Origin of the sequence: Erwinia billingiae Eb661, from assembly GCF_000196615.1 — a bacterium.
GTDB classification, from domain to species: domain Bacteria; phylum Pseudomonadota; class Gammaproteobacteria; order Enterobacterales; family Enterobacteriaceae; genus Erwinia; species Erwinia billingiae.
In genome coordinates this window covers 4787537-4802954 of sequence record NC_014306.1, presented here as the reverse complement: position 1 = coordinate 4802954, position 15418 = coordinate 4787537, and the positions used below count along the sequence as shown (strand labels likewise).

Annotated in this window: 12 protein-coding genes; 2 read left to right on the top strand and 10 right to left on the bottom strand. The window is 55.4% G+C overall.

Annotation, left to right across the window (positions count from 1 at the left end; genetic code table 11):
* Positions 1–46 precede the first annotated feature (46 nt).
* The 6 genes from EBC_RS23325 to EBC_RS23300 all read right to left on the bottom strand — a co-directional run bounded on the left by EBC_RS23325 (position 47) and on the right by EBC_RS23300 (position 6336).
* The gene (locus tag EBC_RS23325; RefSeq protein WP_013204336.1) at positions 47–1129 is read right to left on the bottom strand and encodes an ABC transporter ATP-binding protein; all 1083 of its coding nucleotides are present in this window, start codon (positions 1127–1129) and stop codon (positions 47–49) included.
* A gap of 32 nt (positions 1130–1161) precedes the next feature.
* Positions 1162–2001, bottom strand: a complete 840-nt coding sequence (locus EBC_RS23320) for a carbohydrate ABC transporter permease (RefSeq protein ID WP_013204335.1) — start codon at positions 1999–2001, stop codon at positions 1162–1164.
* Entirely contained in the window at positions 1991–2899 is a 909-nt protein-coding gene (locus EBC_RS23315) for a carbohydrate ABC transporter permease (RefSeq protein ID WP_013204334.1), read from the bottom strand. The genes EBC_RS23320 and EBC_RS23315 overlap by 11 nt, the downstream gene beginning before the upstream one ends.
* Positions 2900–2908: 9 nt before the next feature.
* The gene (locus EBC_RS23310) at positions 2909–4159 is read right to left on the bottom strand and encodes an extracellular solute-binding protein (protein WP_013204333.1); all 1251 of its coding nucleotides are present in this window, start codon (positions 4157–4159) and stop codon (positions 2909–2911) included.
* A 225-nt stretch (positions 4160–4384) separates the two neighbouring features.
* A complete protein-coding gene (locus tag EBC_RS23305) occupies positions 4385–5314 on the bottom strand; it encodes an ROK family protein (protein WP_013204332.1) in 930 nt (309 codons plus the stop codon).
* Positions 5311–6336, bottom strand: coding sequence for an SIS domain-containing protein (locus EBC_RS23300; protein ID WP_041692153.1), 1026 nt, complete (start codon positions 6334–6336; stop codon positions 5311–5313). Before EBC_RS23300 ends, EBC_RS23305 begins: the two co-directional genes overlap by 4 nt.
* Positions 6337–6528: 192 nt before the next feature.
* Here EBC_RS23300 and EBC_RS23295 point away from each other — a divergent pair, with 192 nt between their 5' ends.
* Entirely contained in the window at positions 6529–7296 is a 768-nt protein-coding gene (locus EBC_RS23295; protein WP_013204330.1) for a DeoR/GlpR family DNA-binding transcription regulator, read from the top strand.
* A gap of 75 nt (positions 7297–7371) precedes the next feature.
* The gene (locus EBC_RS23290) at positions 7372–9204 is read left to right on the top strand and encodes an ABC transporter ATP-binding protein (RefSeq protein ID WP_013204329.1); all 1833 of its coding nucleotides are present in this window, start codon (positions 7372–7374) and stop codon (positions 9202–9204) included.
* Between the two features lie 41 nt (positions 9205–9245).
* Here the strand turns inward: EBC_RS23290 and EBC_RS23285 are convergent, their stop codons facing one another.
* From EBC_RS23285 to EBC_RS23270, 4 genes are all read right to left on the bottom strand, one after another.
* Positions 9246–11153: an exopolysaccharide biosynthesis protein gene (locus EBC_RS23285; RefSeq protein ID WP_013204328.1), complete on the bottom strand. Its 1908-nt coding sequence runs from the start codon at positions 11151–11153 to the stop codon at positions 9246–9248.
* Between the two features lie 353 nt (positions 11154–11506).
* The gene (locus EBC_RS23280; RefSeq protein WP_013204327.1) at positions 11507–12640 is read right to left on the bottom strand and encodes a GNAT family N-acetyltransferase; all 1134 of its coding nucleotides are present in this window, start codon (positions 12638–12640) and stop codon (positions 11507–11509) included.
* Positions 12641–12788: 148 nt separating this feature from the next.
* Entirely contained in the window at positions 12789–14153 is a 1365-nt protein-coding gene (locus EBC_RS23275; RefSeq protein ID WP_013204326.1) for an MFS transporter, read from the bottom strand.
* Between the two features lie 228 nt (positions 14154–14381).
* Complete coding sequence (locus EBC_RS23270; protein WP_013204325.1) at positions 14382–15281, bottom strand: LysR family transcriptional regulator; 900 nt, start codon at positions 15279–15281, stop codon at positions 14382–14384.
* Positions 15282–15418: the final 137 nt, after the last annotated feature.

Below are 15418 nucleotides of genomic sequence, written 5' to 3'. Positions count from 1 at the left end.
AACTCTTTCCAGTTTGGAAACAATCCAGTGAACGCTCATTATCGGTTTAACTGAGTCGGTTGCCGCTCTGCGCATCGAACAGGTGCATTTTTTCACTGTTAATGGCCAGCGCAATGGCCTGTTCTGGCTGGGCATCTACCCGACCCGCGAACTGCACATGTAAGGAAAAGCCCTGCCAGTCAATGTGCAGCAGGCTTGATTCGCCGGTCACTTCGATCAGTTTGACGGTGGCGGTTGGCTGCGCCGACGTGGGATCGAGGATGAAATCCTGCGCGCGCACACCCACCAGCACCGGTTTGTTTCCCTGACGGCGGGCGGCGTCATGCCAGCGCGCAGGCAGGGTAAACCTCAAGCCATTGCACAGCACGCCCGGTTGACCTTGCTGGATGTCCAGCTGGCCCTCAAGCAGGTTCATCGGCGGCGAGCCAATAAAGCGGGCCACAAAGGTGTTCACCGGAAAGTCATATATCTCCAGCGGTTTGCCCTGCTGGACGATAACGCCATCCCGCATCACCACTATCTGGTCAGCCAGCGTCATAGCCTCAACCTGGTCGTGCGTGACATACACCATGGTGGTTTTGAATCGCTGATGCAGCGCTTTGATTTCCGCCCGCAACTCCATACGCAGCTGGGCATCGAGGTTGGACAGCGGCTCATCAAACAGGAAAACCTGCGGGTTGCGCACCATCGCCCGACCCATTGCCACGCGCTGGCGCTGGCCGCCAGACAGCGCACGGGGAAAGCGGTTTAGCAGTTTGCTGATGCCGAGGATCTCCGCCACGCGGGCGATTTTGCTCTCCTGCTCTTCGCGTTTGACCCGCTTGACCTTCATATGGAAGCCGAGGTTTTCCGCCACCGTCAGATGGGGATAGAGCGCGTAGCTTTGAAAAACCATCGCAATATCGCGATCTGCCGGATCCAGATCGTTGATCTGTTTGGCATCCAGCAGGATCGCCCCTTCTGACAGCGTATCCAGCCCGGCCAGCAGCCTGAGCAGCGTGGATTTGCCACAGCCTGACGGGCCGACCAGCACGGTAAAGCTGCCGTCCGGAATGGTTAAATCCAGCGGGCTGAGCACCGTTTGTTTACCGTAGCGCTTGGCCACTTTCACCAGTTCAACACGAGCCATAATTCAGCGTTCTCTCCATAAAAGGGCGACGGCTAGCCTTTACTGCCGCCACTGGCCAACCCGTTAACCAGGCTTTTTTGCAGCCAGATGGCAATAAACAACGGCGGAACCGAGGCCAGAATGCCGACGGCGGCAATCAGCCCGTCATCGGTGGCGCGGCCTGCGGTAAAGCCCGCAATGGTCACGGGCAGCGTCTGGGCACTGATATTGCTGGTAAACAGCAAGGCATAAAAGAATTCATCCCAGGCCAGCAGCCAGCCAAAAAGCGCCGACGCGCCCAGCACCGGTTTCGCCAGCGGCAGCGTGATGCGCAGCAGTACCTGCCAGAAGCGCAGCCCATCCAGACGCGCCGCCTGTTCGATGTCCCTTGGCAGGGCATCAAACTGGTTTTTCAGCATCCAGGTGAGAAACGGCAGGATCAGCGAGCAGTAAACCAGCACCAGGCCAAGGTGGGTGTTCAGCAGATTGAGCTGTTGCAGCACGAAATAGAGCGGCAGTACGAAGGCCACCGGCGGCACCATATAAATTGCCAGGCTGCCAAACAACCAGCCGTCACGGCCCGGATAGCGGGAAAAGCTGAATGCCGCCGGGATCGCCAACAGCAGCGAAATTAGCGTGGCGCTGGTGGCCACCAGAATACTGTTACCCAGCGCATGCAGGAATAACGCCCCCGGCTGACCGGGCTCAAGTGACACCAACGCCGCGTAGCGACTGAAATCCCATTTGCGCGGTAACCACTCCAGCGGAATGCGCGCCAGATCGTTATTCGAGCTGACGCTCATCAGGAACAGCCACAGCATCGGGCCAAGGATGCTGACCGCAACCAGCAGCGCGGCCAGATAACGCAGAACCAGCCGGAGTTTACGCTTCATTGACTACGCTCCTGCGGCGTTGGCGATAGAGCATCGCCATATAAAGGGCAATCAGGATGCTGCACATCAGCGTCATCAGAATGGCGTAGGCCGCACCGCTGCCGGCACGGAGATAGCTGAACGACTCCTGATAGACGAAGAAGCTGAGGGTTTTGGTGCTGTCGACCGGCCCACCGCGCGTCATCACATAGATGATGTCGAAGATTTTAAAGGCATCGATGGTGCGCAGGATTAGCGCCACGCTGAGCGGCCCGACAATGGCCGGGAAGGTAATGGCGCGGAAGCGGCGAAAGGCGGACGCGCCATCCAGCCGGGCGGCTTCAAACAGATCCTCCGGAATCGACTGCATTGCGGCCAGCGTCATCAGGGTGACCAGCGGGTAGTTTTTCCAGACGTCCGCCAGCATCACCGCATTCAGCGCGGAATCCGGTGAACCCAGCCAGCTGCGGTAGCCGTCAATAATGCCCAGTTGGGTCAGCAGGGCGTTAATGCTGCCGTAGTCAGGATTGAAATTCAGTCGCCACATCATGGCGTTAACGATGGTCGGCAGCGCCCACGGCAAAATCACCAGCACGCGCAGCACGCTTCGGCCATAAAACTTTTGATTGAGCAGCAAGGCGACCAGCACGCCAATAATCCCTTCCAGCGCCACCGACACCACGGTGAAATAGAGCGTACGCAGGATAGAGGCAAGGAAATCGGGATCGGTGAGGGCATAGAGATAGTTCTCGATACCCACGTAATTGATTTCGCCACCGGTGCCGATTAGCGCGGCATCGGTAAAGCTGAGCCAGATGGTTCGCAGCAGGGGCCAGGCGGTCAACAGCCCCATCACGATCAGCATGGGTGCCAGAAGCACCCATGCCTGACGCTGCTCACGTTGTGACAAACTGAGCATCGCGACTCCTTAATGCAGACGCTGAGCGCTTTTCGTCACGGCTGCCATACCCGCTTCCGGCGTGACCTGCCCCTGCAATACCTGCTGCAGCTGTTGCTGCAGGGTGTTGGAGAGACGGGAATAATCGGCGGTAATTGGGCGCATCAGCATCACGTCCAGCGCCGGTTTGGCGGCAGCAATTAACGGCTCCTGGCCTTTCTGCACCGCCGGATCGTCATAAGAGGATTTCCAGATTGGCAGGCTCAGACGGGCATATTTATCCTGCACCGGCTGAGACGTCAGGTAGCGAATGTAATCCCAGGACTGATCCGGGTGGCTGCTGGTCTGGGTCACGCCCAGGCCCATCGAGCCATTCATCGCCGCCACCGCACCCGGTTTTTCGGAAGGTGCAGGCACAATCCCAACGTCACCGGCCACTTTGCTCTGCTTCGGATCGTTGGCCATGTTGTACATATAGGTCCAGTTCAGGGCAAACGCCGCATCGCCGTTAGAGAACACCTTACGCACATCCTCTTCCAGATATTCGCGGGAGTTCGGGTTAGTGACTCCTTTATCCAGCGAGGTTTTCATATAATCGACGGCTTTAACCGATCCGGCATCGCTGAAGGTCAGCTTGCCATCTTTATAGAATTGACCACCGAAAGCGGAAACCAGCGTGGTGTAATCACAGACCAGCGCTTCGGCCTGCGACCAGCTCCACACCAGCGGATATTTCACGATGCCTTTCTCTTTCAGGATCTGCGACTGCTCCATCACCTGTGCCCAGGTTTTTGGCGGCTCTTTAATTCCGGCTTTCGCCAGCATCGATTTATTGTAATAAAGGTATTTGGTATCGAGGATCCACGGCATTCCCCACTGTTTGTTATTCCAACTGACGGTACTCCAGGCGCCATCAAAGACTTTCGCCTTTTCATCCGGGGTAATTTTACTGGTGATATCTTTCAGCATATTGAATTTGCTGAATTCAGCGGGCCACATATCGTCAAATAACACCACGTCATAACCATTGCTGCCCGCACCGCGTGCGGCGACGATTTTATCGTGCAGCGCTTCATAAGGGACAAATTCAAGATTAACGCTGACGTCGGGATGGGCTTTTTCAAAATCAGTGGTCATGGCACGCACATCGCTTTCGCTGTAGGCGGCCTGAGACATAAATAAGGCATTAATTTGGGTTTTTGCAGAGGCCATCCCGGAGGCGCTGAGTGCCAGCAGGGTGAGGACATAACCGGTCAAACGGGGGGTGAATCGACGCGTCATACAAACTCTCCAGTTACAGTAAATGAAAAGCGATTGGTCAATCTTTTTTAACAACGGTAAAACGCCTGGCGCCCTTGTAAACTAAAGGGGCCAGGCGATAATTACGAGCACTTTCTTATTTTATTTCTTACAGTTGGCGGGATTCCCATGGTGCTGGCTGACTCGCCGTTCCTGACGCGCCCGCCGCGCATCGAGAGATGAATAGGTGATTTAATTTAAGGACTGTTAACGAGTGGCCCTGAGCGTCGGCAATATTGCTGCGCCCAACGCCCCGGCCGCATCGCCAAGGGCAGAATGCGTAATATGGTTATTTACCGCATATCCGTCTGCGCGGACCAATGCAGAGTCGAGACCTGATTGATAAAGCGGAAGCAGGGCCGCCGCGCTACCGCTTAATACGGTAATATCCGGGCCATACAGCGTCAGCAGCGTATTTAATCCGCGCCCAACGGTATGACCATATTTATACAGAATGTCGGCGACTTTCGGCCTGGCGGCTTTCATTTCGGTTAATACCGCTGGGGTGCTGCCATTCCAGACCAAATCCGGCAGCTCGTTTTCCAGCGCCTGCTGCAAGGCACCGCGCGAAGCGAGCATCTCCCAACAGCCCTGCAAACCGCAATAACACATCACCGGTTCGGAAGAGACCGGAATATGCCCGGCTTCCGGATGCTTGCCGTCAAAACTGCGCAACGGTTCGCCGTTATCCAGCAGCGCGACGCCAATGCCGGTGCCTAATGTCACCATCAGCATGCGCTTGCTGCCGCGGCCTGCGCCTAAATGGTATTCGCCCAGCGCGGCCACCACCGCATCGTTATCAATGGCCACCGGTATCGCCAGCATTTCGCGTAATTGCGCCACCAGCGGGTAACAGGAAAAGCAGGCCAGTGTGTCGTTATTCTCAATAATTTCAGTGGCGTTATTGACCGGGCCACTGGCGCCGATGCCTAAACTTGCCAGCGAAGAGCCGTTCGGCAACAGGCGGCAAATCTTGTCGACCAGCGCCTTGGCCCGCAGCGTTTGCGGCAGGGTAGTAAACCAGGCCGTCGCCACCGTTTCTGATACCACTTCCCGTTCACCGTCCAGCAACACAATGCGTGTCCCGGTGCCACCCATATCGATACCTGCGCGGAGAGGAAGTGTGTGAGTTGTCATATTTTGTCCGTTATTTTTTTGCCGTAGAGGAATTCACCTGGCACCATACCATTGCCGCGGGCAAGCGTAACGGTAAGATGCTGAACCCAGAGCATAGCGCAGAGTAAACGGGTTAATGGCGAGTTTCCTGGCGTGTCCCAGCGCGGACTGCGGGCGTAGGCCACCGGCCCAACGGTGACCACTTCGGTGCCGTTGCTCAGCAAATCCGTGGCCAGCGTTTGCAGCGTGACATCGCTGCCATCGCCAAACAGCACGGCCAGCATGCCTTCACCCGAGGTTTCCATCGGGCCATGTCGGAACTCGCCACCGATAAAGCCTTCTGCACTCACTTTTGATGCTTCTTTGATAATCAATGCCCCGGTTAAGGCGGTGGCAGCATCGGCTCCCATACCCACCAGCGCCACGCGCGGTTTAGCATGGCGGAATAAACGGTCGGTCAGCTGCTGTACCGGATCGCGTTGTTCGATGATCCCCGCCACCTGCGGCAGCACGGCGCGGACCTCTGCCAACAGCGGCTTCTCGTCCTGACCGGTCAGGGCGTACAGCGTCCGGTAGCTGGCGACTAAGGTGTTCAGATAGCTTTTGGCACTGACGGTGGCTTCATCACCACTTTTCAGTTCAACCAGGATATCCGCCTTTTTTGCCAGCAGGCTGGTGATATCGTTGGTGACGCCAATCAGCGTTTTCGGCGTGGCGACGGCATCCAGCACCGCCACCACTTCGCCACTCATCCCGGATTGTGACGTTATCCATAATAAGGTCCCTGGTGTGACCATTTTTGGCATATCAAGTAAGCGACCTGCATCAATCCGCCACACCGGTAAGCCTTGGGCGATCAGCGCCCGTTCGATCGGGATCAACGCATAATCAGACGATCCCATTCCGGCCAGCACAATGCGATCGTACTGGTTGAGATCCAGTGAATTCAGTGTGCCCGGCAGGGCATAGTCGAGCTGGTCGCCAAGGGCGCTGACCTGCTGCGCTAACTCTTTTTCGTAGTCACTGAAACACAATGCCGTCATGGGTCTTATTCTCTTAAAGGTAAACATTCCTGATGTGTTTAAACATATATGCACGAATTCGTGCAGTCAAGGCGAAAATTCGTGCAGCATGATTGTTTTTACCGCGAATAAAGCCCTCTAAAGGTGACAAATTGCACGTTGTGAGTCAGTATATGCATGATAACGTGCAATTACACACCAAGGGAGTGAGGGATGACAGCGGCACAGCGCAGAGCGCAAATAGTAGAAATGATTGCTGAACGGGGCTATCTGAATGCCGCAGAGCTTTCGGAGATCTTCGGCGTGGACAGTTCAACGATCCGCCGCGATCTCTCCTTGCTGGCGAAAACCGGCAAGGTGATGCGCACCCACGGCGGCCTGTTGCCGGTTGAAGCCGAAAGCAATAATGATACGCCGTTTACTGAGCGACTGACGATGAACGCCGCGGCCAAAACCGCGATTGCGCAGTACGCCGCCAGCCTGGTGAAAGATGGCCAGTCGTTGATTCTGGATAACGGTTCAACGGTGTATGCGCTGGCGCTGGCATTGAAGGATAAAAAGAATCTGACGGTGGTCACCAACGACATTTTTACCGCGATGGCGCTGGGCAATTTTCCGGGCATCACCGTGCACGTGGCCGGCGGGCTGATGCTGGATCAGGTTTATACCCTGGTCGGGCAGGAAACCGTCGACAAGATCAACAGCATCCACGTTGACTGGGCGTTTCTGGGATCGGAAGGGGTGCATTTCGACAGCGGCATCACCAATATCAACACCGTCGAAATCCCGGTCAAGCAGGCGATGATCAAGTCTGCCGAGCAAACGGTGGTACTGGTCGACAGCTCCAAAATCGGCTATCGCGCGCTGGCACACGTCTGTCCGTTGAGCGATATCAGCCAGATAGTCACCGAAAATTCCCCAACGCTAAAACAGCGCGCGAAGTACGGTTCGCGGTTGGTTGTGGTCGAGCCGCAGGCATAAAAACGCACGTAGTGACGCAGAAGGGGATGAAATTGCACTAAAATCAGTTCTTTTAGCCGTAAAAGTGAGCCTTTAATGTTGTATCGCCGCTTTGAGAAACTGATCGACATCTTCCAGGATGCACCCGGCGCAACGCCACCCAATAGCGTCTGGGCCTTCTACGTTTACTACCTTCGCCAGGTCTGGCAAAGCTTCGCAATGCTGCTGGTGGTCGGCCTGATTGGCTCGCTGATTGAGGTGGCGCTGTTCCGCTATCTCAGCACCATTATCGATATGGTCAACAGCACGCCGCCGGCCACCTTCTTCAGCGATCACGCGTCGGCACTGATCTGGATGCTGGTGGTGGCGCTGGTGCTGAGGCCGATCTTTATTGGCCTGCACGACCTGCTGGTGCACCAGACCATTAACCCCGGCATGACCAGTATGATCCGCTGGCAGAATCATAACTACGTGCTGCGCCAGAGCCTGAATTTCTTCCAGAATGACTTCGCCGGACGTATCGCGCAGCGCATTATGCAGACCGGCAACGCGCTGCGGGACTCCGCGGTGCAGGCGGTTGATGCCTTGTGGCACGTGCTGATTTACGCCATCACCGCACTGGTGCTGTTTGCCGAAGCCGACTGGCGACTGATGGTGCCGTTGCTGCTGTGGATTGTCGGCTATGTTGTCTGCCTTGCCTACTTTGTGCCGCGGGTGAAATCCCGTTCGGTGGCCTCTTCCGACGCGCGTTCCAAATTAATGGGCACCATCGTGGATGGCTATACCAATATCACCACGCTAAAACTGTTCGCCCACAGCGACCTTGAACGGCAGTATGCCCGCGAGGCGATCGGCGATCAGACCGCTAAAACCCGCGAGCAGGGCCGGATGGTGACCAATATGGATGTGGTGGTCACCACGCTGAACGGCCTGTTGATCGTCGGCACCACCGGTCTGGCGCTGTGGCTGTGGACCCAGTCGTTGATTAGCGTCGGGGCGATTGCGCTGGCCACTGGTCTGGTGATCCGCATTGTGAATATGTCCGGCTGGATCATGTGGGTGGTTAACGGCATTTTCGAGAATATCGGCATGGTGCAGGACGGCCTGCAAACCATCGCCCAGCCGCTCAGCGTGATGGATAAACCGAAAGCCCCGACGCTGAAGGTCCATCGCGGCGAAATTCGCTATGACGAGGTGAACTTCAATTACGGCGGGAGTCGTCGGGTGATCGATAACCTGCAGCTGACCATTCGCCCGGGCGAAAAAATCGGGCTGATTGGGCCTTCCGGCGCCGGTAAATCGACGCTGGTGAACCTGCTGCTGCGCCTGTACGATCTGGACGGTGGCCGCATTGTGATTGATGGTCAGGATATCGCCCAGGTCAGCCAGGAAAGTCTGCGGGCGCAAATCGGCATGATCACTCAGGATACCTCGCTGCTGCACCGATCCATCCGCGACAACCTGCTGTACGGTCGCCCGAATGCCACCGAAGCCGAGCTGGAAAAGGCCATTCACCAGGCGAAAGCGGATGAATTCATCCCAATGCTGTCCGATCCGCAGGGCCGTTACGGGCTGGATGCGCACGTCGGTGAACGCGGCGTGAAGCTGTCTGGCGGCCAGCGACAGCGTATTGCCATCGCCCGCGTGTTGCTGAAAGACGCGCCGGTTCTGATCATGGATGAGGCCACCTCCGCGCTGGATTCGGAAGTGGAAGCGGCGATTCAGGAGAGCCTGGAAACGTTGATGGGTGGAAAAACGGTGATTGCCATCGCGCACCGCCTGTCGACCATTGCCAAAATGGACCGGCTGGTGGTGCTGGAGAAAGGGCGAATTGCCGAAATGGGTACGCATCAGGAACTGCTGGCGCACGGCGGACTGTATGCGCGACTCTGGGCCCATCAAACCGGCGGCTTTGTCGGCGAGGATTAAGCGTAAACGGCCCTGTATTCACAGGGCCGCATACCTCCGGCCTAGCTGGCGGGCTTCAGTTTTTTCAGCTCCAGCGCATAGGCTGTGCCATCCACCATCACCTTCAGATACTTCACATCGGTCCCCACGTCTGCCGTCGCCACATTGGCACTTTTCAGCAGCAGGGCATTGTCATTATTAAAGCCAATCCCCACGGCGGCTTTGCCGTGCCAGTGCTGATGGAAGCAGTTGTCGGCCGCCCCATTTAAGGTGGCCAGCATCGTGGCATCGGTCACCGCGGTGTAGGACTTTTCGAACATAAAACGGATGCCCTTACTGAACCGGCTAAAATCATTGGTTTCAATGATGGCGGTGGTATAGCCGGTATATTTGCCGAGCTTGACGTAAATTTTAATCTTGCCGTTCGAGGAACCGGGCTGGGTCAACACGCGGGTAGCCGGAGAGGAACCCTGACCGACCCAGCTGCTGGTAAAAGAGTTGTCGCCGGTTTTCAGAATAAAGATATCCGCACTGCCTTCCGGCGAGCGTTCAGAATAGCCGGTTTGCGTTTCGCCCTGGCTGCTGTAACCGCAGCTGGCTAACAGGCGAATTCGGGTTTGCACGGTGTTCTGCGACGGGGCCAGTTCACCCAGGTAAAACCAGGTTTCGGCATCCTTGCGGTTATCCATCTTATTGGGCGAGGAGAGATAGTCGTAGCTGAGCGAACCGTTGATCTCAATACCGTGACTTTCGGTATGCACGTTGCCTTTTTCATACGCTGAAATAGACGACCAGGTATCGCCGGTTTCCGAGGTATCCATGCTGGAACCGGCCTGCAGATTGAATTGGGTATTAATAAAGCGGGTGTAATGACATTCAAAAGGATGGGTGCAGGTTTCAAGGTTGAACCCGATGAAAGACCAGTCACCGTTAGAAAGGTTGCCGGGATATTCGCTATGTTCAATCCAGCCATTCCAGATAAAGGATTGCGTGGCACGTTGCAGATCTATGGCCGGTTTTAGCGTACTGCGTTGAATATTAAAGTTGGAGAGTTCGATGGCGGTAATATGGTCCCATTTACCACTCGGATTATTTGACCAGGTGGCATAAATCACCGTGTCGGAACAGTCACGGGCGTACCACTGGTCAATTTTACAATCGAGGGTATCGAGCATACTTAACCCTTTACCGCCCAGATTATAAAACATCATATTGCTGACGCGAATAAACTGACCAGCCTGAATAATGTTTTTATAAAAGCCTTTGGTATTGGGTGTGGCGGCCTTACTTTCACCATCAACGATAATACTGGTGATTTCTGTGTAGCGGGCATTAACGTTAAACATCACCTCGCCGTTCTTTTTATCAGAAATCAGGGTGGTGGCAGGTGAATAGCCAAAGGTGACCAGATCGCCCGCCAGACGAAACCGGGCCACTTCCTTGCCCTGTATATCGAATTTTGACATCAGATATCGCCCTGCCGGGAACTGAATGCCAATGCTGGGGCTGTGTGCTTGCGACCAGTTCCACATGCGTGTTACTGCTTCGGCACTGTCAATGGTTCCGCCGGGGACAGCACCAAAAAATATCACATTCACTTCGCGGAAATTGGTCAGATTCCGCTTCCAGCGTGCTCCCTTGGGCGTGACGATATTAATGCCATAGTCTTCGGCCGTTCTGGTGTCGGTCTTATCATAAATAAACACACCGCCACCGGTTTTGGTGCCGGCGGTATACTCCATAACAATGGCCAGTTCCCCCGGAGTGGTGGGTTCAAGCGCACGTAACGCGTCAATTGTGCCGACCGTGGTGACCGCGGTATTTCCTCCGCTGACGGTGGCGAGCTCCATCACTATTTTGCCAAATTCAATGGCTTTTCCGTCTTTACCCAGTACCGTTAATGTATTGCCATTCGCCTGATCGTAAATTCCATTCTCTGAAGGGGTGTTAGTGGAGCTGTTAGACGGCATATGATGAACCTCTTGTAATTAACGTTAATGACGGGATTCGCTAAGAATTATATCTGAGGCAGGAAGAAAGAGATTATCAGGGCCAGTAATAAATAATTTTATTGGCGTGGCGTACTGCGACTTTAGGCGGGTAATTATGTAATGGAGTTTGTTTGAATTGACTATTTATTTATTTGAGTTAAGTGAATTTGCAGACTTTCCTTAGCGTTATTTTATTTCCTTCAGGCTCTACAACATGTAACCAGAGTAACATTGCGACCCATAAGTTTAGCTAAATTATAAATCGCTATTTATGGAAAATAACCGCCATTGCTGGCAGTTATTTTATTAATGATATTAATTTAATTTATGCGTTACGCCTCATCACCCTGGCGTCGGTAAGGTAATGCTTCCCGCGCTTCTTCTGCCCACTGCGCCACGCCAGCGCGCTCCTGTTGCAGGAAATCGGCCACGGCGTCGCGCAGACCTTCATGCCGCAGATAGTGCCAGGACTCGGTGATCGCCGGTTCAAATCCACGGATCAGCTTGTGTTCACCCTGAGCGCCGGCATCAAAGCGCTGCAAGCCGTGGGCAATGGCATAATCCATTCCCTGATAGAAGCAGGTTTCGAAATGCAGGCGATTAAACTCTTCCAGGCAGCCCCAGTAACGGCCGTACAGCGTATTGCCATCCATCAGGCTGAAGGCCATGGCAGCCGCCAGGCCGTTTTGCGTCGCCAGCACCACGCGGATCGCCTGCGGCATTTTTTCCGCCAGCAGGCTGAAAAAGGCGCGGGTGAGGTAGGGACGCTGGCCGCGCACCGCATAGGTATTGGCATAGCAGGCGTAAACAAAGTCCCAGTGCGATTCGCTCAGCTGGCTGCCGCTCAGCCACTCAAATTCGAATCCCTGGCTGGCAACCAGCTGCCGCTCTTTACGGATCTGCTTACGCTTGCGCGACATCAGCGTATCGAGGAAGTCCTGGAAATCGCGGTAGCCCGGATTATGCCAGTGATACTGCAGGCCGAGGCGTGGCAGCCAGTTGGGTTCCTCCGCCAGCCGATCGTGGGTAAAGGCATTGCCGAAATTGATGTGGGCGCTGTGCATCTGCCGCTGTTGCAGGAAATCCGGAATGCCCTGCAGCAGTTTGCTGGCCGCGTCGGCCCCGCCCAGCAGGCGTGCGCCGGTGACCGGACTGAACGGCACGGCGGCCAGCCACTTGGGATAGTAGGGCAGGCCCGCCCGCTGGCAGGCATCGGCCCAGGCATGGTCAAACACGTACTCACCCCGGGAATGGGTTTTGCGGTAACCCGGCAGCGCCGCCTGCACCACGCCATTTTCAACCCACAGCAGATGCTCCGGCTGCCAGCCGCTGCCTTTGCCCAGACAGCCGCTCTCTTCCAGCGTGCTCAGAAAGGCATGGCTGATAAAAGGCTGGTCGTCGGGCGTTAACGCATCCCACTGACTGGCGGGAAGGTCGGCCAACTGCGTCAGAAGGGTAAGAGACATAGCGGTACTCCGTCATTGCGGCGAGTACGGGAACCCGTACCGGATAGATCGTGAAAGGCTAAGGTGAAGGTTTTTACCGCGAAGATCAACGACTGATACCGTCACCGCACGGGCCGCTAAAGCCGGGGCGGTGACGGAAGCGGGCAGGTTAGCGAACGCCGTGGGTCAGCGTGTAATCGACATCCTCAGGCTCTTCGCCGCCGACGCGCACCACTGGCCCCATGATAAACAGGAAGCAGAACGCCGCCACCAGGCAATGTGCGCCAACAAACACCAGTCCCAGGCTGTAGCTGCCGGTGATGGCCACCAGGTAGCCAAAAATAATCGGGGTGACGATACCGGCAATATTGCCCACGCAGTTAAAGATCGCCCCAGCCAGACCCACAGCTTCTTTAGGCGCGGTATCGCTGATAATCGCCCAGGTACCTGCCCCGGCCGCCACCCCTTTGCCATAGAAGGCGAAGGACATAATGGCGATAACCCAGAAGTTACTGTTGGCAACCGCCGCCGCAATCAGCGTGGCGGCCATCAGCATGCCGACAATATACGGCGTCTTGCGCGCCCAGGAGACTGACCAGCCGGTGCGGATCAGGTAATCGGAAATGATGCCGCCAGAAATACCGCCGGCAAAGCCGAACAGCGCCGGTGCGATGGTGGCAAACCCGGCGTGCAGAATATCCATTCCGCGTGCCTGCACCAGATAAATGGGGAACCAGGTGATAAAGAAGTAGCTGAGGGCAATGGTGCAGTACTGGCCGATGTAGGCGCACCACAGCATGCGGTTGGTCAGCAGTTTGCGGAAGGTGGCACGCGACAGGCGATTTTTATCTTTCCTGACGGCAGTGGAGTCAATATCGATCAGCCCGCCGCCGTCGATAATATAGTCCAACTCCTGGCGGGAAACGTGCGGATGCTGACGCGGTTCCTTCATATACCACAGCCAGGCAAAGAAGGCGCAAATGCCAATCAAGCCCAGCACAAAGAACGGCCACGGCCAGCCAAATTCAGACACCAGCCAGCCGGACAACGGGGAGAAGATCGCCACCGCGAAATACTGTGATGAGGCAAACAGCGAAGAGGCCCGGCCGCGTTCCGATTTTGGAAACCACATAATGGCCACGCGGGCGTTGGCGGGAAAGCTGGGGGCTTCAATTAATCCCAGCGCAAAACGCAGGCTGAACATAATAATGAGCGCGCTGGTAACGCCCTGAGAAAACTCGCCAATAAAGCCCATCGCCAGCGTCGATATTGACCACAGCACCAGGGTAATGCCATAGACTTTTTTGGTGCCAAAGCGGTCGAGAAATAAACCGCCGGGAATTTGCCCAATCACATAGGCCCAACTGAACGCGGACAGCACAAATCCCAGCTGAATCGGCGACAGGCCAAATTCATCCTTAATTGCGCCGCCGGCGATCGACAGAATAGATCGGTCAGCGTAGGCAATTACCGACAGAAATAAGATCAACATTAATATCCAGATGCGGACATGCGAGCCGTTTTTTGCGGTCATAACAGATTACCTTGTGGGCCTTTCTTTCAAATATAGGAGCGCCGTCAGGTAACGGTCATTGGGCTTTTGTTGCAATAACGCGGGAATAAAACGGGGAAATTCAGCAAGAGTCACAAGGGCGCTTGAAGCGCTTCACATTCCCGCCACTGAATGCCGCTCGGCCAAAAAGGCTTTGCAGGAATGTGCTCTCTGTCGAGGAATTGAGCGGCAGAAGCTTCTACGGCCGCGTCAGTGATCCATTAAGCCGGGCGCGATATCTTTCAGGAAATTATAGAACCAGGTCTTGGCGGAGATATCGCCGATTTCGGTATGCGCATAGACAAAGACTTCCTGATCCGCCACCTGGAACGGCAGCTCCAGCAGGCGGCCATTGCCCCTGCGCTGATAAATTTTGGCGGCAGCGGACGGCAGGGTGACCAGCAGTTCGCTGGAGGAAATCAGTTCGCCCAGCGCGGAGAAGCGCGGCACTTCCAGCGCAATGTCGCGCTCCAGCCCAAACTCTTTGAGTCGGTCTTCCACGATATGGTGCCCGCTGCTGGCGGCCACAATCACATGCTGTTCCCGCATATATTCATCAAACGACAGCGTGCTGCCAATGCGGGGATGCTGTTCGTTCAGCAGGCAAACATAGCGTTCATACAGCAGCAGTTCGCGCTGTGCGGAAGAGATGGTTTCATTGCGGTTGCAGATGGCGGCATCCACCTTGCCGGTCAACAGCCAGTCATTCAGCCTGAGGGATTCTATCGCCACCACTTCCAGCTGAATGTGCGGCGCCTCCACCCGCAATGAGGCCACCAGTCCGGGAAGCAGCAACAGTTCGCCGAGGTCAGACAGGGCGAGGCGGAATTTTTGTCGCGAGGTGGCGGGCACAAAGTTTCGCGTATCCGCGACCGCCTTTTCAATGCCGGTCAGGGACTTTTTGAACACCTTATACAGCTGCAAAGCGATCGGAGTGGGCTCCATGCCGGCCCGGCTGCGTTTAAACAGCTCGTCGTTGGTTTCATTTCTCAGACGCGATAACGCATAACTGGCAGAGGGTTGGGTAATGAACAGCCGGTCTGCCGCACCGCTGACGCTGCGTGTTTCGTAAATGGCGATAAACACACGGACAAGATTGAGATCCATCATAATGCGGCCTTATAGATGCTATCTATAAATGAAGATTCAAATTATCTATTTGAACTATTTTAAACTTCTTTATAACATCCACACCACCAATATTTGATATGTTGCATTATTTTTTGCATATCGCCTCAAAGTATAAC